Annotated in this window: 16 protein-coding genes, 3 tRNA genes and 1 pseudogene; 7 read left to right on the plus strand and 13 right to left on the minus strand. The window is 60.1% G+C overall.

Annotation, left to right across the window (positions count from 1 at the left end; all coding sequences use genetic code 11):
* Positions 1-93, plus strand: a 93-nt coding sequence (locus QP934_RS03165) for an IS3 family transposase (protein ID WP_156474291.1), incomplete at its 5' end; no start/stop codon positions are given.
* A gap of 90 nt (positions 94-183) precedes the next feature.
* Here the strand turns inward: QP934_RS03165 and QP934_RS03170 are convergent.
* The 6 genes from QP934_RS03170 to rplJ form a co-directional block, all read right to left on the minus strand.
* Positions 184-4,179, minus strand: a complete 3,996-nt coding sequence (locus QP934_RS03170; RefSeq protein ID WP_340419746.1) for a DNA-directed RNA polymerase subunit beta' — start codon at positions 4,177-4,179, stop codon at positions 184-186.
* A 107-nt stretch (positions 4,180-4,286) separates the two neighbouring features.
* A complete protein-coding gene (locus QP934_RS03175; RefSeq protein WP_340419745.1) occupies positions 4,287-7,781 on the minus strand; it encodes a DNA-directed RNA polymerase subunit beta in 3,495 nt (1,164 codons plus the stop codon).
* A gap of 384 nt (positions 7,782-8,165) precedes the next feature.
* Entirely contained in the window at positions 8,166-9,182 is a 1,017-nt protein-coding gene (locus tag QP934_RS03180; protein ID WP_419126789.1) for a DUF3068 domain-containing protein, read from the minus strand.
* Between the two features lie 69 nt (positions 9,183-9,251).
* The gene (locus QP934_RS03185; RefSeq protein ID WP_419126790.1) at positions 9,252-9,584 is read right to left on the minus strand and encodes a HigA family addiction module antitoxin; all 333 of its coding nucleotides are present in this window, start codon (positions 9,582-9,584) and stop codon (positions 9,252-9,254) included.
* A gap of 134 nt (positions 9,585-9,718) precedes the next feature.
* A complete protein-coding gene (rplL, locus tag QP934_RS03190; protein WP_005322882.1) occupies positions 9,719-10,108 on the minus strand; it encodes a 50S ribosomal protein L7/L12 in 390 nt (129 codons plus the stop codon).
* A gap of 88 nt (positions 10,109-10,196) precedes the next feature.
* Entirely contained in the window at positions 10,197-10,718 is a 522-nt protein-coding gene (rplJ, locus tag QP934_RS03195; protein ID WP_284839184.1) for a 50S ribosomal protein L10, read from the minus strand.
* A gap of 314 nt (positions 10,719-11,032) precedes the next feature.
* On the opposite strand from rplJ, the pseudogene QP934_RS03200 reads away from it, so the two are divergent.
* From QP934_RS03200 to QP934_RS03215, 4 genes and pseudogenes are all read left to right on the plus strand, one after another.
* Positions 11,033-12,191: pseudogene (locus tag QP934_RS03200) on the plus strand (cryptochrome/photolyase family protein).
* A gap of 32 nt (positions 12,192-12,223) precedes the next feature.
* Entirely contained in the window at positions 12,224-13,240 is a 1,017-nt protein-coding gene (locus QP934_RS03205; RefSeq protein ID WP_419126791.1) for a pyridoxal-phosphate dependent enzyme, read from the plus strand.
* Positions 13,237-14,538 carry an FAD/NAD(P)-binding protein gene (locus tag QP934_RS03210; RefSeq protein WP_349819585.1) on the plus strand — a complete coding sequence of 434 codons (1,302 nt, stop codon included), beginning with the start codon at positions 13,237-13,239 and terminating at the stop codon, positions 14,536-14,538. Before QP934_RS03205 ends, QP934_RS03210 begins: the two co-directional genes overlap by 4 nt.
* The gene (locus QP934_RS03215; protein ID WP_419126792.1) at positions 14,535-15,923 is read left to right on the plus strand and encodes a Y4yA family PLP-dependent enzyme; all 1,389 of its coding nucleotides are present in this window, start codon (positions 14,535-14,537) and stop codon (positions 15,921-15,923) included. The genes QP934_RS03210 and QP934_RS03215 overlap by 4 nt, the downstream gene beginning before the upstream one ends.
* A gap of 84 nt (positions 15,924-16,007) precedes the next feature.
* Here the strand turns inward: QP934_RS03215 and rplA are convergent, their stop codons facing one another.
* The 7 genes from rplA to QP934_RS03250 form a co-directional block, all read right to left on the minus strand.
* On the minus strand, positions 16,008-16,712 hold the full coding sequence (gene rplA, locus QP934_RS03220; protein WP_049383568.1) for a 50S ribosomal protein L1: 705 nt from the start codon (positions 16,710-16,712) through the stop codon (positions 16,008-16,010).
* A 68-nt stretch (positions 16,713-16,780) separates the two neighbouring features.
* Positions 16,781-17,224: a 50S ribosomal protein L11 gene (rplK, locus tag QP934_RS03225; RefSeq protein WP_049358678.1), complete on the minus strand. Its 444-nt coding sequence runs from the start codon at positions 17,222-17,224 to the stop codon at positions 16,781-16,783.
* Positions 17,225-17,396: 172 nt separating this feature from the next.
* The gene (gene nusG, locus QP934_RS03230) at positions 17,397-18,326 is read right to left on the minus strand and encodes a transcription termination/antitermination protein NusG (RefSeq protein ID WP_349819583.1); all 930 of its coding nucleotides are present in this window, start codon (positions 18,324-18,326) and stop codon (positions 17,397-17,399) included.
* Between the two features lie 124 nt (positions 18,327-18,450).
* Complete coding sequence (secE, locus tag QP934_RS03235) at positions 18,451-18,786, minus strand: preprotein translocase subunit SecE (RefSeq protein WP_349819582.1); 336 nt, start codon at positions 18,784-18,786, stop codon at positions 18,451-18,453.
* 212 nt (positions 18,787-18,998) lie between these two features.
* Positions 18,999-19,071: transfer RNA gene (locus tag QP934_RS03240), tRNA-Trp, on the minus strand.
* Between the two features lie 140 nt (positions 19,072-19,211).
* Positions 19,212-19,283 (minus strand) — tRNA-Met (locus tag QP934_RS03245).
* Positions 19,284-19,321: 38 nt separating this feature from the next.
* Positions 19,322-19,397, minus strand: a tRNA-Thr gene (locus tag QP934_RS03250).
* Positions 19,398-19,793: 396 nt separating this feature from the next.
* Here QP934_RS03250 and deoD point away from each other — a divergent pair.
* Together deoD and QP934_RS03260 are read left to right on the plus strand one after the other, a co-directional pair.
* On the plus strand, positions 19,794-20,519 hold the full coding sequence (deoD, locus tag QP934_RS03255; protein WP_349819535.1) for a purine-nucleoside phosphorylase: 726 nt from the start codon (positions 19,794-19,796) through the stop codon (positions 20,517-20,519).
* 16 nt (positions 20,520-20,535) lie between these two features.
* Complete coding sequence (locus QP934_RS03260; protein ID WP_349819534.1) at positions 20,536-21,903, plus strand: MFS transporter; 1,368 nt, start codon at positions 20,536-20,538, stop codon at positions 21,901-21,903.
* Positions 21,904-21,910 lie beyond the last annotated feature (7 nt).

Raw genomic sequence — 21,910 nt, forward strand, 5'->3', positions numbered from 1 at the left:
CAGTGGTACAACACCGAACGCATCCAACAACGACTCAAGGGTCTGACCCCGATGCAATATCGAAATCAGACCCTTGAAGCCCTAACCGCCTAGAATTAAACCAGTCCAACTTTCAGGGGCCAGTTCATCGTTCAGGAAGGCGGGGCCATTTATTTCCCGCGTTAACGCAAATTGAACTGCACGTTAGAAGGTGAAGTCCTCATCCAGAGGAACGGAAGCGCCGGTGAATTCACCGAAGCCGTCATCGCCGTAGATGGAATCGCCGTACGTCGGAATCGAGTATGCGGCGTTGCGCGCAGCTTCGGTCGGCTTGACGGAGATGTTGCGGTAGCGGGAGATACCGGTACCGGCCGGGATGAGCTTACCGATGATGACGTTCTCCTTAAGGCCGATGAGCTTATCGGAGCGCTTGTTAATAGCGGCGTCGGTAAGCACGCGAGTGGTCTCCTGGAACGATGCAGCAGACAGCCAGGACTCGGTAGCCAAGGAGGCCTTGGTAATACCCATGATCTCCGAGCGCAGCTGAGCCGGCTCGCCGCCTTCTGCGACCTGGGCAGCATTGAGCTGCTTAGCCTCAGAGAGGTCGATGAGGTTACCCGGCAGCAAGTCCGTGGTACCAGCATCGATGACGGTGCCGCGGCGCAGCATCTGGCGGATGATGATCTCGATGTGCTTATCGTGGATAGCCACGCCCTGGGTACGGTACACAGCCTGCACCTCATTGATGAGGTGCTGCTCCACGCCACGGCGGCCGAGAACCTCGAGAACGTCGTGCGGGTCAGCCGCACCACGCATCAGGCGGTCACCAGTCTCAACGTGGTCGCCGTCCTTGAGGGAACGCTCGATCATGGCATCCGGGTTGGACTCCATTGGACGACGAACCTGAGCCAAGCCCTGACGCTTGGAGAGCTTCTCATAGACCACGTCATCAGAGCCGTCATCCGGGGTGATGGTCAGGGTCCAGAAGTTGCCCTCATCGGACAGGGACACGGTGCCGTCAACGGAGGCGATAGGAGCGCGGTTCTTCGGGTTACGGGCCTCGAAGAGTTCCTGAACACGCGGCAGACCGCCGGTAATATCGCCACCGACACCACCCTGGTGGAAGGTACGCATAGTCAGCTGGGTACCCGGCTCACCAATGGACTGTGCAGCCACAATGCCGACAGCCTCGCCGATATCGACGAGCTGGCCGGAAGCCATGGACTTGCCGTAGCACTTGGCACACACGCCGGCCGGGGTCTGGCAGGTCAGCACGGAGCGGACCTTGACCTCGGTGACCTTAGCGTCAAGCAGCTTCTGGGTGAGCTCCTCGGTGAGGTCGGAGCCGGCCTCGGCCACAACCTCGCCGTCTTCGCCCTTGACATCCGTCGCAAGAACGCGGCCGGATGCAGAGGTCTCCCACAACTCGGAGAGAACAACCTTGTCACCGGAAACCTCGCCGATTGGGACGCGCACGCCCTGGCGGGTGCCACAGTCTTCTTCGCGGACGATGACGTCCTGGGCCACGTCCACCAGACGACGGGTGAGGTAGCCAGAGTCAGCGGTACGCAGCGCGGTATCGGCCAGGCCCTTACGGGAGCCGTGGGAGTTGTTGAAGTACTCCAGAACGGACAGGCCTTCGCGGAAGGAGGTCTTAATCGGACGGGTGATGTAATCACCGTGCGAGTTCACAACCATGCCCTTCATACCGGCCAGCGTCCAGATCTGACGCATGTTACCGGCAGCACCAGACTTCACAATCATCGGAATCGGGTTGTGATCCGGGTACATGTTCTCGACGGCCTCACCGACGGTATCGGTAGCGTCCTTCCACAGCTCAACCAGGCGATCGTAGCGCTCGCGCTCGGTCAGAGCGCCCTGCTCCCAGTACTTGCGCTCGATGCGCTCTGCTTCCTTCTCATAAGACTCGAGGATCTCGGTCTTATTCGGCAGAACCAGAACGTCAGACATGGTGATGGTCACGCCGGAACGGGTTGCCCAGTAGAAGCCGGCATCCTTCATGTTGTCCAGCACCTGAGCCACGGTGATCATCGGGTACTTATTGGCCAAGTCATTGACCACGTCACCGATGAGAACCTTATTGCCGGAGCCGCCGCCCTTACGGACCATGATGCCCTCGAGGTACGGGTAGTTCCATGGCAGCAGCTCGTTGAACATGACGCGGCCAATGGTGGTGTAGCCCATCCATGCCTGGCCCTTGGACCAGCCATCTGGGAACTGCTCTTCCTCGATCTCCTTCGGCGGGCGAAGGTGATCGATGCGGACCTTGATCGGAGCCTGCAGGCCAACGGTGCCGCGGTCATAGGCCATGAGGGCCTCAGCGTAGGAGGAGAAGACGCCGGTAGCCGGCTTGTCCTTCTCTGCCTCGCGGAAGCGACCATTGCCGCCGATCTCATCCTCGGACTTGTCCATGGTCAGGTAGTACAGGCCGGTAACCATGTCCAGACGTGGCATGGCCAGCGGCTTACCGGATGCCGGGGACAGAATGTTGTTGGACGCCAGCATCAGGACGCGGGCCTCAGCCTGCGCCTCAGCGGACAGCGGCAGGTGGACTGCCATCTGGTCACCGTCGAAGTCGGCGTTGAACGCCTCACAAGCCAGCGGGTGCAGCTGAATAGCCTTACCCTCAACCAGCTTCGGCTCGAAGGCCTGAATACCCAGGCGGTGCAGCGTAGGAGCACGGTTGAGCATCACTGGGTGCTCAGAAATGGCCTGCTCCAGAACGTCCCACACCTCTGGGCGCTGGCGCTCAACCATGCGCTTGGCGGACTTGATGTTCTGGGCGTAGTCATTTTCTACCAAGCGCTTCATAACGAACGGCTTGAATAGCTCGAGTGCCATGAGCTTCGGCAGACCACACTCGTGCAGCTTCAGCTGCGGACCAACGATAATAACGGAACGGCCAGAGTAGTCCACGCGCTTACCCAGCAGGTTCTGGCGGAAGCGGCCCTGCTTGCCCTTGAGCAAGTCAGACAGGGACTTCAGCGGACGGTTGCCCGGGCCGGTAACCGGACGGCCGCGGCGGCCGTTATCGAAGAGCGCGTCCACAGACTCCTGCAGCATGCGCTTCTCGTTATTCACGATGATCTCTGGCGCACCCAGATCGATCATGCGCTTCAAACGGTTATTGCGGTTGATAACGCGGCGGTAGAGGTCGTTCAGGTCGGAGGTAGCAAAGCGGCCACCGTCCAGCTGCACCATCGGGCGCAGCTCTGGCGGAATAACCGGGATGGCATCCAGCACCATGCCGGCCGGATCGTTGCCGGAGCGCAGGAAGGCAGCAACGACCTTCAGGCGCTTGAGGGCACGCATCTTCTTCTGGCCCTTGCCGTTGTTGATGATCTCGCGCAGTTCCTCGGCCTCAGCCTCGAGGTCGAAGTTGCGGACCAGGGTCTGGATGGCTTCTGCACCCATGCCGCCGGTGAAGTAATCCTCGTAGCGGTCAACCAGCTCTTCGTAGATGGTCTCATCAATGATCATCTGCTTCGGAGCCAGCTTGATGAAGGTGTTCCAGATTTCATCCAGGCGGGCGATCTCGCGCTCGCCGCGCTCGCGGATGTGCTGCATCTCCCTATCGGCAGCGTTTTGTACCTTCTTGCGGGCATCTGCCTTGGCACCGGCTGCTTCCAGCTCAGCCAGGTCAGACTCCAGCTTGGAGGCGCGCTCGGCGATCTCGGACTCGGTATCGTCCTCAACGTCCTTCTTCTCCAGAAGCATTTCTGCTTCCAGGGTGGACTGATCGTTGTGGCGAGCCTCTTCATCCACGGAGGTGATGATATTGGCTGCGAAGTAAATGATGCGCTCGAGATCCTTCGGAGCCAGGTCCAGCAGGTAGCCCAGGCGGGAAGGAACGCCCTTGAAGTACCAGATGTGGGTCACCGGCGCGGCCAGCTCAATGTGGCCCATGCGCTCACGGCGGACCTTGGACTTGGTCACCTCAACGCCACAGCGCTCACAGATGATGCCCTTGTAGCGGACGCGCTTGTACTTACCACAAGCGCACTCCCAGTCACGGGTGGGGCCGAAGATGCGCTCACAGAAGAGGCCGTCCTTCTCCGGCTTCAGGGTGCGGTAGTTAATGGTCTCAGGCTTTTTGACCTCGCCCTTGGACCAGCGACGAATATCGTCTGCGGTGGCCAGACCGATGCGGAGCTCGTCGAAGAGATTTACGTCAAACACGTAATGTCTCCCTTTCATCCTCGTTGTCGAGGAATTGATGGCTTTGTATGAATGGAACGTTTATGCCCTGCCGCGGGGACTTACCCCGCGGTGGACCAAGAAACTAATTAGGCGATGTCTGCGGAGGAACCCTCATCGCGGGACAGGTTAATGCCAAGCGATGGGCTATCCATGTCATCGTCATCAGAGCCAGACAGCTCCATCGGCGTGCCGTCGGTGGAGAGAACTTCCACATTCAGGCACAGGGACTGCAGCTCCTTGAGCAACACCTTGAAGGACTCAGGGATGCCCGGATCTGGAATATTGTCGCCCTTAACAATGGCTTCGTAGACCTTCACGCGGCCGACGACGTCATCGGACTTGATGGTCAGCAGCTCCTGCAGGGTGTAGGCAGCGCCGTATGCCTGCATTGCCCACACCTCCATCTCGCCGAAGCGCTGGCCACCGAACTGGGCCTTACCACCCAGCGGCTGCTGGGTAATCATGGAGTAAGGACCGGTGGAGCGGGCGTGAATCTTCTCATCGACCAAGTGGTGCAGCTTGAGCATGTACATGTAGCCAACCGAAATTGGGTACTTGTACGGTTCGCCCGAGCGGCCGTCGAAAAGCGTGGCCTTACCGTGCTCATTCACCAGCACATCGCCGTCGCGGTTAGGACGGGAGGAAGCCAGCAGGCGCTCGATCTCGTGGTTGGTAGCACCGTCGAAGACCGGGGTGGCGGTCAAGGAATTCGCAGGAACGTCATAGAGCTCTTCCGGCAGGGTCTTGAGCAGCTCGGCGTTCTTCGGATCCTCGGTGTCAACCTTCCAGCCGGCATGTGCCAACCAGCCCAGGTGGACTTCCAGAACCTGGCCGATGTTCATACGACGTGGCACACCGTGGGTGTTGAGCAGGATGTCCACTGGGGTGCCGTCTTCCATGAACGGCATATCCTCTGGCGGCAGAATCTTGCCCACAACACCCTTGTTGCCGTGGCGGCCGGCCATCTTATCGCCGTCCTGGATCTTGCGCTTCTGGGCAACGTAGACGCGAATCATCTCGTTGACACCAGGGGCCAGATCGTCATCATCGTCGCGGGAGAAGCGAGCAACGCCAATGACCTTGCCCACCTCACCGTGCGGCACCTTCATGGAGGTATCGCGAACCTCGCGGGCCTTCTCGCCGAAGATGGCGCGCAGCAGGCGCTCCTCCGGGGTCAACTCGGTCTCACCCTTCGGGGTGACCTTACCCACCAGGATATCGCCGGCGCGGACGTCGGCACCGATGCGGATGATGCCGCGCTCGTCCAGGTCGCTCAAGACGTCCTCAGAGACGTTCGGGATCTCGCGGGTGATTTCCTCGGCGCCCAGCTTGGTATCGCGAGCATCGATCTCGTGCTCCTCGATGTGGACGGAGGTCAGGATGTCCTCTTCCACGATGCGCTGGTTGAGGATGATGGCGTCCTCGTAGTTGTGGCCTTCCCACGGCATGAAGGCAACCAACAGGTTGCGGCCGAGGGACATCTCACCATTGTGGGTACCCGGGCCATCGGCCAGAACCTGGCCGGCCTCTACGCGCTCTCCCATGGAAACCAGCGGGGTCTGGTTGTAGTTGGTGCCCTGGTTGGTGCGCTCGAACTTACGCAGGATGTAGGTATCGCGCTGCCCTTCATCATCCATGATGGTGATGACATCAGCGGTGACGTTTTCTACCACACCGGCCTTCGGGGTGATAACAACGTCGCCAGCGTCGTATGCAGCGCGCTGCTCCATACCGGTACCCACCAGTGGGGCCTCGGAGCGCACCAGTGGCACGGCCTGCTTCTGCATGTTCGCACCCATCAGAGCACGGTTAGCATCGTCGTGCTCCAAGAACGGAATCATGGCGGTACCCACGGAAACCATCTGGCGCGGGGATACGTCAACGTAGTCCACACCGGAGGCATCGGTAAGTCCGATATCGCCGTCCTTCAGGCGGACCTCAATACGCTCGCCGGTGAGGTTGCCCTCTGCGTCCTGCTCGACCTCGGCCTGAGCAATAGCAAAGCGATCCTCTTCATCGGCGGTGAGATACTCCACCTGGTCGGTGATCTTGCCGTCCACAACCTTGCGGTACGGGGTCTCAATGAAGCCGAAAGCATTCACGCGGGCGTAGGACGCCAGCGCACCAATGAGGCCAATGTTCGGGCCCTCGGGAGTCTCAATCGGGCACATACGGCCGTAGTGAGAAGCGTGAACGTCTCGCACCTCAATGCCGGCGCGCTCACGAGACAGGCCGCCTGGGCCCAGCGCGGACAGGCGGCGCTTGTGGGTCAGGCCAGACAGCGAGTTGTTGTGGTCCATGAACTGGGACAGCTGCGAGGTACCGAAGAACTCGCGGATAGCAGCAGAGACCGGGCGCACGTTAATCAGGGAGGTCGGAGTGATGGACTCCGCATCCTGGGTGGTCATGCGCTCGCGCACAACGCGCTCCATGCGGGACAGGCCCACTCGGACCTGGTTCTGGATGAGCTCACCCACGGTGCGCAGGCGACGGTTACCAAAGTGGTCGATGTCATCCGTGTGCAGGGAGATCATCTCACCGTTCGGTGCCTTCATCTCGCGCTCGCCTACGTGCAGGCGGACAAGGTACTCGAGGGTGACGGCAATGTCTTCCTCGGTCAGGGTCATCAGACCATCGTGGTCGCCGCCGAGCCCCAGCTTGCGGTTGACCTTGTAGCGGCCGACCTTAGCCAGGTCGTAACGCTTTGCACGGAAGAAGGAGTTATCCAGCAAGGACTGAGCTAGCTCGCGGGTGGGCTGCTCGCCCGGGCGCTGCTTGCGGTAAATCTCCAGCAGTGCCTCATCGGTGTTCGCTACACCGTCAGACTCCAGGGTGGACATCATGAGCTCGGAGAAGCCGAAGCGTTCCCTGATCTGCTCTTCGCTCCAGCCCAGTGCCTTAAGCAGCACGGTTACCGGCTGGCGGCGCTTGCGGTCAATGCGCACGCCAACGGTATCGCGCTTGTCGACGTCGAACTCCAACCATGCACCGCGGGAAGGAATAACCTTCACGGAGTGCAGCGGACGCTCGGTGGACTTATCGATCGAGCGATCGAAGTAGACGCCCGGGGAGCGCACTAGCTGAGACACGACGACACGCTCGGTACCGTTCACGATGAACGTGCCCATATCCGTCATAATCGGGAAATCGCCGATGAAGACGGTCTGCGACTTAATCTCTTGGGTGTCGTTATTAATAAACTCTGCGGTCACGTACAGCGGCGCGGAGTAGTTGATGTCCTTTTCCTTGCACTCATCCACGGTGTTCTTCACCGGTTCAAAGCGCGGCTCCGACAAGGACAGGGACATATTGCCCGAGTAGTCCTCAATCGGCGAGAGCTCTTCGAGGATGTCCTCGAGGCCGCTCGTCACGCGGGCGTCATCGCCGCGCTCAGCCTGCTCGCGCTCGCGCCATTCTGGCGAGCCGACGAGCCAAGCAAAGGAATCAAGTTGTACGTCAAGGAGACCCGGCAGGGCGATAGGCTCGCTGATTTTTGCAAACGAGTATCGCTTCGGGGCTCCGGGGATATTGGCCACTGACTTGGTCTGGCGGGAGACTGCCAAGATGGGTCCTTCCAGCACCTCACGCGGATTGCCTGCTCGCCCTGGCCGACGAGCCGCAAAACCGCTGGTAATTCTAGCATTCGGTCTGCTGTGGAGTGTCTGGGTTCAGAATGCACAAAATCACCTTGTCAAGTCGGTTTTGCCATCACCGGCCTGAAAGGCTAAATGTGCACCGAAGATCCAGATTCCAGCGCAACGAAACAGCTTATAGGAAAAGACCTGCCATGTAAAGACACACCACTCTTGGGGCGTGTCGCTACCGCGCTAGGGGGCAAGCTCGTGCTCGCCGCGGCGCTAACGCGTCCATGCCGCGCCACTGTGCGCGACAACCACCGAGCACCCTACCACTAAATTCTCGCCACACCGCAAACCTGGTGGCGAATTAGTCTATTAACTGGGCTTTTAGCGGCTGGCTGGAACCGCATTGCCGCCGACGCGTCCGCGGCTATGGCGCGAGCGGGCATGCTTGTTCTTGCCGCCAAATAGGCCGAGTGCACCAATGATTCCGAGCAGGGTCAACAGTGCGCCGAGGCCGATGGCGGCCCACTGCACGGTCTCCGCTACGCGGTCGCGCGGGAAATTTGCCGCCTCTTTGAGCAGCGCCTGCCGGCCCTCCTCGGAGGTAGAGCCATTAAAGACGAAGGCTCGCTCACGGCCCACGCCCTCGCGGTCCGCGTAGTAATCATCGATATCCATATCCATGCCCACCACCAGGCCAGTCTCCTGATCCACGTAGAAGTCACGGCTGCCAGAGTGGGTCAGGTACCCCTGCTCTTCCCCGCCGCCTTCCTTGGGCAGGCTCGTGGTATTGCCATCGGCCGCATAAAGCTGCGCCACGTTAGTCGGTTCGATTTCCTGGTGATAGCGGTAGACCGTGCGCCCATCCATCGTGGTCTCTTCTTCAAAGACGGCATCGACGGCCTTGCGCAGCGTCGGGTCAAAGACCGGATAGTTGGTCTTTTCCGCGTCCGCTGGGAACTTAAGCCAGTAGCCATCCACCGTTACTTTGTCCGAAGGCGTAGCAAGCGTATGGCTAAGCGACGCCTCCCCCAGAGCCTCACCACTCAGGCGGTCCACCGGGTAGCTCCACACCTGGGCTTGGCTTAGGTCATTGAGGCCCTCCCCCTCGCCACGCATGCGGGTTTCGCCAATGCGCAAGGTGGCCTTCTCCTCGTCCGAGGGTTCTTGGATGTCCATGTTGATCTGGTAGGTCATGGGGCCCGAATACGGCTGTGTACCGTCCTTGGACAGCTGCTGCGAATCCGCAGAATCATCGTGCAGTGTCCACGTACTGTTTTTCAGGTTCAACGGCAGCCGCGGGGAGTAATCCAAAAACGCCGGCGCCACAATACCGGCGGCGATGAGCGCGACGCCGAGGCCTAGGAGCAGGACGGAAAAAATGCGGGACTTGGGCAGCATGGGGGCTAATTCTACAGCCCTTGGCGGCGATTCCTTGTTTCTACAGGCCCCGCTACGCCGGATTGATTTTTAAGCTGTGTGCTTATTCCAAGCAACGATGCTGCTCGTATCCGTGGTTTGGCGCGCGCACCAAAGATCAAACTCTTCCTGCAGTCCCAGCCAGAACTCTGCCGAATTGCCAAAATAGGCAGAAAGACGAAGCGCCATTTCCGCACTAATCCCAATGCGCCCACGGACCAGCTTTGAAATTTGGGATTTGGAGCTAAAAATATCCCTTGCTAAGCGGTATTGACTAAGTCCGAGCGGTTCCAGAAACTCCTCGCGCAGGACCTCCCCAGAGTGTGGAACGGAAATGATATCCGAGTCTTCCTCTTCCTCATTTGTGATAATCGATGAAGTCAACGTCAACAGCTCCTTTCCCTGTCCATCGAAAGACTACTCTCCACTGTGCTCGCAAACACAAAACGAGGAAACCCCCAGCTCCCACCGCGCGCGGCGGTAAGAGTGGGGGTTTGAAAGCGTAAAGCTCAGTGAAATTACTTGAGCTCGACGGAAGCGCCAGCCTCTTCCAGCTTGGTCTTAGCAGCCTCAGCGTCGTCCTTGGAAGCGCCCTCGAGGATAGCCTTAGGAGCACCCTCAACCATTTCCTTAGCTTCCTTCAGGCCCAGGCCGGAGACGATCTCGCGGACAGCCTTAATAACGCCAATCTTCTTAGCGCCAGCGTCGGTCAGAACGACGTCGAACTCGGTCTTCTCCTCAGCGGCACCAGCGCCGCCCTCAGCCGGAGCGCCAGCTGCAACAGCAGCAACCGGAGCAGCAGCCTCAACGTCGAATACCTCTTCAAATTCCTTAACGAACTCGGACAGTTCGATGAGGGTCATTTCCTTGAAAGCTTCAATGAGCTCGTCCTTGGTGAGCTTAGCCATGATGGCAAGTCCTTTCTGTGTTGTGTGTGCGCTGCGCGTGATTTATGCGGCGCACACGGTGTTGTAATTGTGCGTCTTTTGTGACGACTTAAGCTTCTGCTTCCTTCTTGTCCTGCAGGGCTGCGACGGTGCGTACAGCCTTGGTTGCAGGAGCGTTGAAGAGAGCGGCAGCCTTCGCCATAGAACCCTTCATAGCGCCAGCCAGCTTTGCGAGGGTGGTCTCGCGGTTGTCCAGCTTGGCGATGGCCTCAACCTGGTCGGCAGACAGTGCGTTGCCGTCCATGTAGCCACCCTTGATGATGAGTGCCTTGTTGTCATCAGCGAACTTGGTGATGACCTTCGCAGCATCCACTGCCTCGCCCTTGATGAACGCAATTGCGGTCGGGCCAGTCAGCAAATCATCAAGACCTTCGATGCCAGCTTCCTTGGCAGCGATCTTGAAAAGGGTGTTCTTGGCGACGGAGTATTCAACGTCAAAGCCCAGATCGTTACGCAGCTCTTGCAGCTGGGATACGGTCAGGCCGCGGTACTCGGTCAATACAACAGAGTTAGCGTCAGCCAGCTTCTCCTTCAGCTCTGCCAGGTCTGCAGTGTTCTTTGGGTTTGCCATTGTCTCTCGCCTCCTTCCAAAACATCTCTTTTATTATTCCGCCGGGGCCTTCCTCGCTTCGGTTGCCCGAAACAACAAAAGCCCCGTGCAAGAGCACAGGGCGCGCGACATAAGAGAATGCCGCGAATAATCGCAAAGTGTCTCCTGCGTGGGCCGTCTCCTAGGATGGAGAACCTTCGATCCAAATGGATGACCAACGGTCTTCGGTGAACTTTGACTCGGCCGTGATGTGGCCGTTCAAACTTCGAGGGAAACACTACCTCCCCACCCACGGTTTCTCCAAATCGTCGTTTTCGCCGCGTAGGATAGCCGCCATGACCTGCCTGATGTGGTTTCGCGATGACCTGCGCCTGCACGATAACCAGGCCCTTTCCCGTGCGGCCGAGGCTGCCTCGCTTGGCGACGCCCCCTTGGTCGCCGTCGTCCTCGACGAGCCTGCCTATCCCGGCACTCGCCCGCTAGGCGGTGCGACCACGTGGTGGCGCGAGCGCTCCCTCTATTCCCTCGCCCGCGACCTTGCCGCCCACGGCGTAGAACTCATTCGAGCCGCCGGCGATGCCCGCGACGAGATCCCCCGCCTCGCCGCCGAACTGCGCGCCACCACTGTCACGTGGACCCGCCGCTACCATGGCCCGCTGCGCGAGGTCGATGCCACCGTCAAGGAAACCCTGGCCTCCCAGGACATCACCGCGACTTCCTCGCCCGGCTTCACCTTGGTGGAGCCGTGGGAGGTCAACAATGGCCAGGGCCAGCCCTATCAGGTTTTTACTCCCTTCTCCAAGGCCGCGTCCTCCCAAGTGGCAGGCGATGAACCGGAGGGGGTGCCGGAGATGGGGGCGTCGGCAAGCATTGCGTGCTCCTGGCCCGAGCCCACCGAGCCGGAGTGGGCCGCTTCGCTGGCCGCGCATTGGACACCCGGCGAGGCCGGGGCGCGCGAGCGACTAGCCCAGCTGGACCTGGCCAACTACGCCGAGGAGCGCGATATCCCGGCACTCAATGCCACCTCCCTGCTCTCGCCCCACCTGCGCTTTGGCGAGGTCTCCCCGCGTGAGGTGTGGTTCGCCACGGATCAAGGACTGGCAGGCCAGCACTACGGGCTTTCCGCTTATCGACGCCGGAATGCGCGAGCTATGGGCCACCGGGTATATGCACAATCGCGTGCGCATGGTGGTGGGCTCCTTCCTCACCAAGAACCTGGGCATCCACTGGCGCCTGGGCGAGGAATGGTTCTGGGACACCTTGGTGGACGCCGATGCCGCCTCCAATCCTTTTAATTGGCAGTGGGTGGCCGGTTGCGGCGATGATGCCGCGCCTTTCTTTCGCATCTTCAACCCCGAAACGCAGGCCCAGCGCTTCGACCCTAAGGGCAGGTACGTGCGCCGCTGGGCACCCACGCTGTCCGCCCCGCCCATCGTGGACCTAAAGGAATCACGCCAAACCGCGCTCGATGTCTATGCGGAGATCAAAGACTAGGCCGGCGGAAAAGGTGGACGTAAAGGTCTACCATGGGGCCAATGATGAGCCCTAGGATTCATTCTCAAGCGCACCCGCCCATTGGCAATACCCCACTCATGCGAGTGGAGGCGATTAGCCCCCGGCCGGATGTCCACCTCTATCTCAAACTCGAACAATTCAACCTCGGCGGTTCTGCAAAAGACCGGACCGCCCGAGCCCTTATCCAGGCAGCCCTCGAAGCCGGCGATATTCGCCCGGGTTCGACGCTGGTGGAATCTTCCTCCGGCAACCTGGGCATGGCTCTTGCTCGCCAAGCCCCGCTCCAGGGGATGAAGTTCCACTGCGTGGTGGATCCGCGGGTCAACGCCTCCACGGTAGCTACCATGCGGGCCTACGGCGCACACGTGGAATTGCTCGACCACCCCGATCCAGAAACCGGCGATTGGCTCACCGCCCGCCGCACCCGCGTGGCCGAGCTTTTGGAAGAGATCCCCGATTCTTTCAACCTCAACCAGTATTCCAATGAAGCCGCCTTCCACGCCCACGCCGAAGGCACCATGACTGAGATTCTGGACCAGCTCGGTCAGGCGCCCAGTCATCTGCTCGTGGCTATGAGCACCACCGGAACCCTTGGCGGCTGCGTACGCAAGCTCTCTGAGCTGGGCGCAGACACCCACACAATCGGCGTTGATGCGGAAGGCTCCGTGCTTTTTGGTGGTGACCGTGGCACCCGCATGCTGCCTGGCTATGGCGCTGGAATCGTAACCGAACTATCCACCAAGTTTTCGCCTTCTTCCGTGGAGAGGGTTCCGGACCTCGATGCCATCGTTGCTGCCCGGCAGCTCGCTCAAGCAGAGGGCCTACTGCCTGGCGCTTCCGGCGGTGCCGTCATCGCCGCCTTCCAACGCCTCGCGCCCTCCCTACCGGCAGGGGCGGAAGTGGTTGCCGTGCTGCACGACGCCGGCCAGCCTTACCTCGACACGATTTATAACGACTCCTGGGTGTGCGAAAACTTCGACATTTCGCCCTCTGAACTCGCGGCGCGCATCGAAGGGTCAGCGCAGTGACCTCTTCTCGTTCTGCCCGACGCATTGCCATCATTGGAGCTGGCCCGCGTGGCCTGTGGGCCGTCGAGGAACTCCTCGAGCGCGCCCGCGTTCCACTCGATGTCACTGTCTTTGACCCCTACCCCGCCGGTGCGGGCGCCGTCTACCGTCCGCAGCAGCCGCCGCAGTGGCGCCTCAACGTCAACTGCGCCATCGTCACCACTGCCCACGATAGTTTCAACGCCTGGCGCACCCGCCGCGGTGAAGACACCACCGATGCCTTCCCGCCGCGGGCTCAGGTGGGCCAATTCCTCGCCGATACCTGGTCCGCAGCAGTGCACCGCGCGCCAGCCCACGTTCGCATTCGGCACCTGCCGCACCGCGTGACCGCGGTAAGCGCTGAAGGAGAAGGGTTCATGGTCGATGGCGCCCCCTTCGACGAAGTCCTGGTCTGCACCGGCCACGACCATCTCCACGCTGGGTCTTTGGCCTATGCGGCCTCTTGCGTACCGGTCACCGGTCTTTACTTCGGTGCCGATCTTCCGAGCTCCGCACGGCAAATCGGCGTACGCGGTGCCGCCTTGAGCTTCATCGATGTGTGCCTGCTGTATGGCGATACCGCCGAAACCATCTACCCGGTTAGCCGCAGCGGGCGCTTCATGGAGGTAAAGCCCTCCCCGCGGACACCGCTGCCGGAGGTCTCACCGCGCTGGCGGCAGGCCTGCGCGCATATCGACAACGCTTCGGAGCTGCGTGAGATCCTCATCGGGGCTGCAGGCGAATTCGGTGACTTCTCAACTGCGGACCTCGCCGCCGTTATCGACGGTCAGGATTTCACTGGCGATGCTGTCGCTGAGCTCGAGACTTCCCTACGTGCGGCCGAAGGTACCGGTCCACTCACCCCGGCCGCGGCCGTAGGCGCGGCGTTTCGTGGGGTATTTCAAGAATGCGTCGATTGGCACAAGGCACATGGCCCCATGCCCGGCTTCCGCGAGCTTTCACGCACCCTTGAGCGCGTGGCTTTTGGTCCGCCACCGGTCACAGCCAAGCGCCTGCTCGAGCTGATCCACTCCGGTGTGGTGAATACCCACTACCTAGGCACGCCTGAGCAGATAGATTCCTGGCAGGAGCAGGGCGGCGTGGACCTGCTTATTGACGCCACCGTTGCTCCCCAAGCCACCCCATCCCCCTTCCACGACGTTCCTGGCGTAGTGGAAATTGGCCGGATGAATGAGATCTCCCTGCCCGGCCATGACTCCCTTAACCGTTCCGTGCACGATGACATCCCCCGCTGGGCGGAGAAAGTAGGAAACCCATGACCACCACTCCCGTAGACCCACTACCCGTCCACGGCACCGTCCCCTTGCGCGCCCGGTGGGAACGGTGGATGCGTGAGCTCGTCGAAAACCCGCAGAACGTCAGCGCATTAACCTCGCGCTACGGTTCTCCGGTGAACGTGTTGAATCCCGCTCCGCTGCGCCACAATGCCCAAGAGCTGCTCGACGCGGGCGCTTCCCACGGCGTGGAGACTCAGGTGTTTTTCGCACGCAAGGCCAATAAGGCTCTGTGTTTTGTCGATGCTGCACGCAATGCCGGGCTCGGGGTGGATGTAGCCAGCGAGAACGAGCTCCGCCAAGTGCTCGACCGCGGTGTCGCCCCAGAGCGCATCATCCTCAGTGCCGCTATCAAAACAGATGGCTTGCTCCGCCTCGCGGTTTCGCGAGGCGTCACTATCTCTTGTGATTCTCGCGCCGAATCCCGCCGCATCGCCGCCATCGCGAGGGATTTAGACACCACCGCCCACGTGGCACCACGCCTCGCTCCAGATCCAAACTCCCTACCTCCCACCCGCTTCGGGGAGAGGCTGCGGGCATGGCGGCAAGCCGAGTGGCCTAAGGAACTTCGTGCTGTAGGCGTCCACGTGCACCTGCACGGCTATAGCGAAGCCGACCGCCGAACCGCCCTGGCAGAGGCAATTTCCTTGGTCGAGCACCTCCGCACATTGGGCCAGCCCGCTAGTTTCATCGATATCGGCGGCGGCGTGCCCATGAGCTACCTAGAATCCCGCGAGCAGTGGGAGAATTACCTCGAGCGCATCGCCTCCCAACGCGCTGGTAGCGGTGAACCGTTCACGTGGAAAGCGGATCCGCTATCCAATACTTACCCCTTCTGGCAGGAGCCAACCCGCGGTCAGTGGCTGGACCAGCTCCTCTCTGGCGAGGTCCCCGGTTACGGCACCGCTGGCACGGCGCTGCGCGAGCGGGACATCGCCCTACATCTAGAGCCCGGCCGCAGCTTGCTCGACGGCTGTGGAGTCATCCTCACCGAGGTGAGCTTTCTCAAAGAACGCTCTGATGGCCTGCCCCTTATCGGCGTGGCGATGAATCGCACCCAGTGCCGGACCGCCGCAGATGACATCCTGCTCGATCCTCTCTTGGTACCTACGGCTGGGCCGGTAAAGGAAATCACCCGTGAGCCACGCACCGGCTTTGTGGTGGGCGCCTACTGCATTGAAGACGAGGTTATCCTGCGCCGCGAACTGGACTTCCCGGATGGCATTGCCGTAGGAGATACCCTCGCCATTCCGAATACAGCCGGATATTTTATGCACATCCTCGAGTCTGCTTCGCACCAAATTCCCTTGGCACGCAACGTCTACTTCGACGGCGGCGAGTGGGTGCCAGACGATATTGACGCCACTTAACTACCGGCGGTCCACCACATAGAAAAAGGGCTTCGAGGAATTCCTCGAAGCCCTTTAGCTTTAAGCGCAGTGCGCTAAACCGATTTACTCGGTGTAGCCCTTAACCACGGAACCGTCAACCGGGATGCCCGGGCCGGAGGTGGTGGAGATGGTAGCACGCTTGATGTAGATGCCCTTAGCGGAAGAAGGCTTCAGACGCTGGATCTCGTCCATGAGAGCGCCGTAGTTCTCAGCCAGCTTCTCAGCATCGAAGGATGCCTTGCCGATGATGGCGTGCAGGTTAGCAGCCTTATCAACGCGGAAGGAGATCTTGCCGCCCTTAACCTCAGAGATTGCCTTAGCAACGTCTGCGGTAACGGTGCCGGTCTTCGGGTTCGGCATCAGACCACGCGGGCCCAGGACGCGAGCAACGCGGCCGACCTTGGCCATCTGATCCGGGGTAGCGATAGCAACGTCGAAATCGATGTTGCCCTCGTTGATCTGCTCGATCAGTTCAGCGGTGCCGACGATGTCAGCGCCAGCTTCCTGAGCGGCGGTAGCCTTCTCGCCCTCAGCGAAGACAGCAACGCGAACGTCCTTACCGGTGCCGTTAGGCAGGGAAACGGTGCCGCGAACCAGCTGATCAGCCTTGCGCGGGTCAACGCCCAGACGGAAGACGACGTCAACGGTGGCGTCGAAGTTCTTGGAGGAGGTCTCCTTAGCCAGCTTGGTGGCCTCGATCGGACGGTACAGGCGGGATTTATCTACCAGTTCCGCAGCGGCCTTATAAGCCTTAGACTTGGTGCTCATTTAACAATTCCTTTTCTGGATTGGTGTGGTGTTTGGCGGGCCGTAGCTGGCCCTACCACATAAAGTTTTTACTTCTCCGGTGCGCCATCGACGGTGATGCCCATGGAGCGGGCGGTACCGGCGATGATGCGAGCGCCGTTCTCGATGTCACGTGCGTTCAGGTCCGCAAACTTGGTCTCTGCGATTTCCTTGCACTGATCCCAAGACACAGAACCGACCTTGTCGGTGTGTGGGACGCCGGAGCCCTTCTGGATGCCAGCGGCCTTCAGCAGCAGCTTAGCTGCCGGCGGGGTCTTCAGCTTGAAGTCGAAGGAACGGTCCTCGTAGACGGTGATCTCAACCGGAACCACGTTGCCACGCTGGTTCTCGGTAGCGGCGTTATAAGCCTTGCAGAACTCCATGATGTTGACGCCGTGGGCACCCAGTGCCGGGCCAACTGGCGGTGCCGGGTTAGCGGCGCCTGCCTCGATCTGCAGCTTGATGAAGCCGGATACCTTCTTCTTAGGAGCCATCGAATTACCTCTTTCCTGTGTTACCGGGATGTCCGCCACGATGAATAACGGGATCCCGTCCGGATGCTCACCTTCAGTGGGCCACCGGAGGATGAAACGTTTTCTTATACGCACGCCAAAGGCGCACGGCGTTCCAGTTTAGAACACCGTGCGCCCTGCACAAAATCACTTTTTAGGAGATGCGCTCGATCTCGGTCGGGGAAAGCTCCACCGGGGTCTCGCGGCCGAAGATGGACACCAAGCCCTGCATCTTGCCGGTCTCCGGGTCGATCTCGGAAATGGTCGCGGATACGGCGGCCAGCGGTCCGGACAGGATGGTCACTGCCTCGCCCACCTCGAAGTCGTGCGCGTACTTCTTGGCCACTTCCTTCTCCGGCATATCCACAACCTGCTCGCCCTCTGCCTCGTTCGGGGCAGCATCGCCCTTGGTGGACGGCGCCTCGTTGGGCATGAGGAACTTAGCTACGTCGCGGGTCTTGACCGGGGTGGCGTTGCCTTCGTTGCCCACGAAGGAGGTCACGCCCGGGGTTTCGCGGATGACGGACCATGCGGCGTCGTTAAGCTCAGCGCGAACCAGGACGTAGCCCGGCAGCAGCTTGCGCTTCACAATCTTCTTCTTGCCGTCCTTGGTCTCCAGGACCTGCTCAATAGGAACAACGACCTCGAAGATGGAATCTTCTACCTCGAGGGTCTGGGCGCGCATGTCCAGGTTGGTCTTTACCTTGTTTTCGTAGCCGGAGTAGCACTGAATGATGTACCACTGGCCCGGCTGCTTCTTCAGCTCGCGGGTAAAGGAGCGAAGGCGCTTGCGGTAGGCGGCATCCTCGGATTCGTCTTCGCCGGCCTCAGGGGCTGCGCCCTCGGCTTCAGCTTCGGCCGCTGCCGGTTCCGCTGCGTCGGTGGACTCGGCGGACTCGCCTCCAGTGTCGGTGGACTCAGCCGTTCCTTCAGTTTCTTCCGCTGCCGGAGCGGCTGGGGTAGCGTCCTCTTGCTGTGCTTCTTCTACGGAGCTAGCGTGCTCTGCCGCCTGCTCCTGCACGTTGGACTGCATTGCCTCTTCCAGCGAGGTGCCTACGGTTTCGACGTTGTTCTCGTCGCTCATAATTCTTACTCCAAATATTCCTCGGCGCGTTGCGTAGGACCAGCCTACCCGCCCGCGTATGGGCAAAAAGTATCCCGCCGTTCCTTGAAGCGGAAACAGCGGGATAAAAGGTTATGCAGCTATCTTACTTATCAGAGAGAACCTGCTCAACTCCGAGACCAGCCAGGGTGTCAACGCCCCAGACCAAAGCGGTCAGCACGATAAGGAACGCAAAGGTAATGAGGGTGTACTGCAGCATCTCCTTAGCGGTAGGCCACACCACCTTCTTCATCTCGGATGCAACCTCGCCAGGGAAAGCGGCTACGCCACCACCTGGGGTGCCATCGTGGTTCTTATCCTCTACGCGGACGACGTGCTTATCGGCGTAGTCCGCGGAGGACGTGGTAGCCGCACCAGAGAGCTGACGCTTACCGGTCGGGCGCGATGCACCCGAATTCTTCGGCTGCTGCTCATCGCTCACAGCTAACCCTCCTTGGGAACTAAATCTAATAGGGCGCTTAACGCGCACCTCCATAACTTTGTCAACCCTAGCAAAGCTTGCACAGCATGAAAAGCTGACCACGGCATTTGCAAGGCGTGGCCTTGACAAAATGTGCGTGGGCTAAGCGCCACGAAGAAAATAGGGCATGAAGAAACCCCGCCACCTGATGCCAGATGACGGGGTTTACTGTGCAGGGGCGACAGGACTCGAACCTGCAACCTACGGTTTTGGAGACCGTTGCGCTACCAATTGCGCCACGCCCCTATTCCTTTATTCCTCAATGCCTAAGCATCAAGCGTTGAAGACCTTACCAGAGCCATAGTTCCAATCCGAAACTAGGCACAGCCGGGACTGCCTTCAGCGCGGTAATAAAAAAGCGCCCTGCGGGCGCCTTTCTTTCCCGGTAGCGATGGCGAGAATTGAACTCGCGACACAGCGATTATGAGTCGCTTGCTCTACCACTGAGCTACACCGCCATATTCACCTCGGAGGAGTTCCTTCCTCCAAACATGAATGGAGCCCCCTGACAGAATCGAACTGTCGACCTTTTCCTTACCATGGAAACGCTCTGCCGACTGAGCTAAGGGGGCACATCCTAGCGTTGAACACATCGCTATTTCGTTGTGCTCTCCGTTGCGGACTCCAATAATCTAACCTGCTTTCAACGTTTTACACAAATCGCCATGTCAGAGCGTAAAAATGCATAGTTCTTGTGGCACCTTTTCGCGCCTATTGAAGGCAGTTAGAGAAACGGCATGGCCGCCCACCCCTGCGGGCTGCTCGGCTCCGCCTCCTACCGTGCGCCGGCAGCCGTGCGAAGGCATGTGGATTGGGCAATTGTGGGAAAAGGGGCGTCGGCAAGCGTGGACTGGAGGCACTGAGGCTCTCCACGGTTGCTAAAAGCTGCAAATAGTCCCATTGACTCGGGGTCCTGAGGGTTTAAGCTTGGTCTGTAAACTCCCCACCCCAAACCGAGGAGCGAAGATATGTCCGCTACGGATATTGCCACCCCACACATCAATCCGCAGGGCGCACCCATTGCGGAAACCATCCTCCTGCCCGGTGACCCGCTGCGCGCGAAGTTCATCGCCGAGAACTTCCTGGAAGATACCGTCCAGTTCAACAGTGTACGCAATATGCTGGGGTTTACCGGCACTTTTAACGGCAAGCCCATCTCCGTCATGGGCTCCGGCATGGGCATTCCCTCCATCGGCATCTACTCCTGGGAGCTCATCCACAACTACGGCGTAAAAAAGCTCATCCGCGTCGGTTCTATTGGCGCCATGCAGAAAGACATTGAGCTGCACGATGTCATCGTCGCTTCGTCCGCCTCCACCGATTCCAACTTCTTGAGCCAGTACAACCTGCCGGGCAGCTACGCCCCCACCGCCTCATGGAAGCTCCTCAAGGCTTTGGTGGACCAGGCCGAAAAGCAGCAGGCCCACATCCATGTGGGCAATATTTTGAGCTCGGATATCTTCTACAACTTTGACCAGAGCGTTAACGAGCGCTGGGCGCACATGGGCGTGCTCGGCGTAGAGATGGAATCCGCAGCACTCTATGCCACCGCGGCTGAGGCCGGCGTGGACGCGCTGGGGCTTTTCACCGTCTCCGACAACCTAGTGCACGATACCCACCTCTCCGCGGAAGAGCGCCAGACCGCCTTCCGCACCATGATTGAACTCGCGCTTCCGCTCAACGCGCTCGACTAAAAGGAGCCTCTCCGCCGTGACTTCCACCCACCCCACCGCTTCCCCGCAGGACAAGCGGCCAGGCTCCGCGGTAAACCCCAAGGTTGCCGTACCTATCCTGCTCTTTGTCTTCGTCTTCTCGCTGGTTATTGATAACGGCTTTAAGACGATGACCATGCCGATCGCCGAGGCGCTCGACATCTCCGATACCACCGCCTCCCTGCAAGCTTCCCTCGCCGGCGTGATTATCGGCATCGGCGCCGTGGTCTACGCCGCGCTGGCGGATTCCATCTCCATCCGCAAGCTCATGCTCACCGGCGTCATCCTCATCGCCGTGGGCTCGCTATTGGCCTTCGCCTTTTCCAGCTTTTGGCCCATCGTGCTCACCGGCCGCCTCATCCAAACCACGGGTCTTGCCGCCGCGGAGACGCTGTATGTCATTTACGTGACCAAGCACTTGAGCGAGGCCGATCAGAAGACCTACCTCGGCTTTTCCACCGCCGCCTTCCAAGCCGGGCTGCTCATTGGCGCGTTGACCTCCGGCTTTATTTCCACCTATGTCTCGTGGACGGCGATGTTCCTCATCCCGCTCATCCTCATCCTGGCCATCCCGCCGATCATCAAGCTGGTGCCAGAAGATGAAGCCGTGGAGGGCCACCTCGATGCCCTGGGCCTGTTTTTCATCGCGGTCTTTGCCACCGGCCTGACCATGTTCATGCAGGAATTCAACTGGGGATGGCTCATTTTTGCTCTCCTCGGCGTCGTAGGCTTCATCATCCACATCGGCCGCGCCAAGCACCCCGTGGTCACCCCGGAGTTCTTTACTAACGGCCGCTACGTGTGGACCATCCTCATGGTCTTCTTTGTCTACTCCACCCAGATGGGCTTTATCTTCCTGCTGCCGTTTGCCGCACATGACTTGCACGGCATGAACATCGATAAGGCCTCCCTGCTGATGATTCCGGGCTATATTTGCGCCATCCTCATCGGCGTTTTCTCCGGAAAGATCGGCACTGTGTTATCTTCCCGCGCCACCATCTACACCGCCTTCGTCCTGGTTGCCGGCGCACTGGTGGCGGCCGCGCTCTTCGTGCAGCTGCACGTTGCCGTACTCATCCTGGCCATCGTGGCCTTCGCCTCCGGCTTTGCGCTGATGTACGCCCCGCTGGTCAATACCGCACTGCGCAATATCACCGCCGCCAAGTCCGGCATCGCCATCGGCTTTTATAACCTGACCATCAATATCGCCATCCCGCTGGGCATTGCCTATACCGCCAAGCTGCAGGACCTCACCAGCTATAACACCGTGCTGTGGATCCTCGCGGCCGTTGCCGCCATCGGCATTGCCCTGTATATCGTCTCTGACCTCAAGATGGCCCGTTCCGAATCCCGCCTAACCCGCTAAGGAGAAC

This window comes from Corynebacterium sp. MSK122 (assembly GCF_030229435.2).
GTDB classification, from domain to species: Bacteria; Actinomycetota; Actinomycetes; order Mycobacteriales; family Mycobacteriaceae; genus Corynebacterium; species Corynebacterium marquesiae.

What these genes read in the sequence shown, in the direction of transcription:
- rplA (WP_049383568.1), bottom strand. Translation starts at nt 16,712, where the DNA reads ATGAGCACCAAGTCTAAGGCTTATAAGGCCGCTGCGGAACTGGTAGAT.
- rplJ (WP_284839184.1), bottom strand. Translation starts at nt 10,718, where the DNA reads ATGGCAAACCCAAAGAACACTGCAGACCTGGCAGAGCTGAAGGAGAAG.
- rplL (WP_005322882.1), bottom strand. Translation starts at nt 10,108, where the DNA reads ATGGCTAAGCTCACCAAGGACGAGCTCATTGAAGCTTTCAAGGAAATG.
- QP934_RS03180 (WP_419126789.1), bottom strand. Translation starts at nt 9,182, where the DNA reads ATGCTGCCCAAGTCCCGCATTTTTTCCGTCCTGCTCCTAGGCCTCGGC.
- QP934_RS03205 (WP_419126791.1), top strand. Translation starts at nt 12,224, where the DNA reads ATGGGGCCAATGATGAGCCCTAGGATTCATTCTCAAGCGCACCCGCCC.
- deoD (WP_349819535.1), top strand. Translation starts at nt 19,794, where the DNA reads ATGTCCGCTACGGATATTGCCACCCCACACATCAATCCGCAGGGCGCA.
- nusG (WP_349819583.1), bottom strand. Translation starts at nt 18,326, where the DNA reads ATGAGCGACGAGAACAACGTCGAAACCGTAGGCACCTCGCTGGAAGAG.
- rplK (WP_049358678.1), bottom strand. Translation starts at nt 17,224, where the DNA reads ATGGCTCCTAAGAAGAAGGTATCCGGCTTCATCAAGCTGCAGATCGAG.
- QP934_RS03215 (WP_419126792.1), top strand. Translation starts at nt 14,535, where the DNA reads ATGACCACCACTCCCGTAGACCCACTACCCGTCCACGGCACCGTCCCC.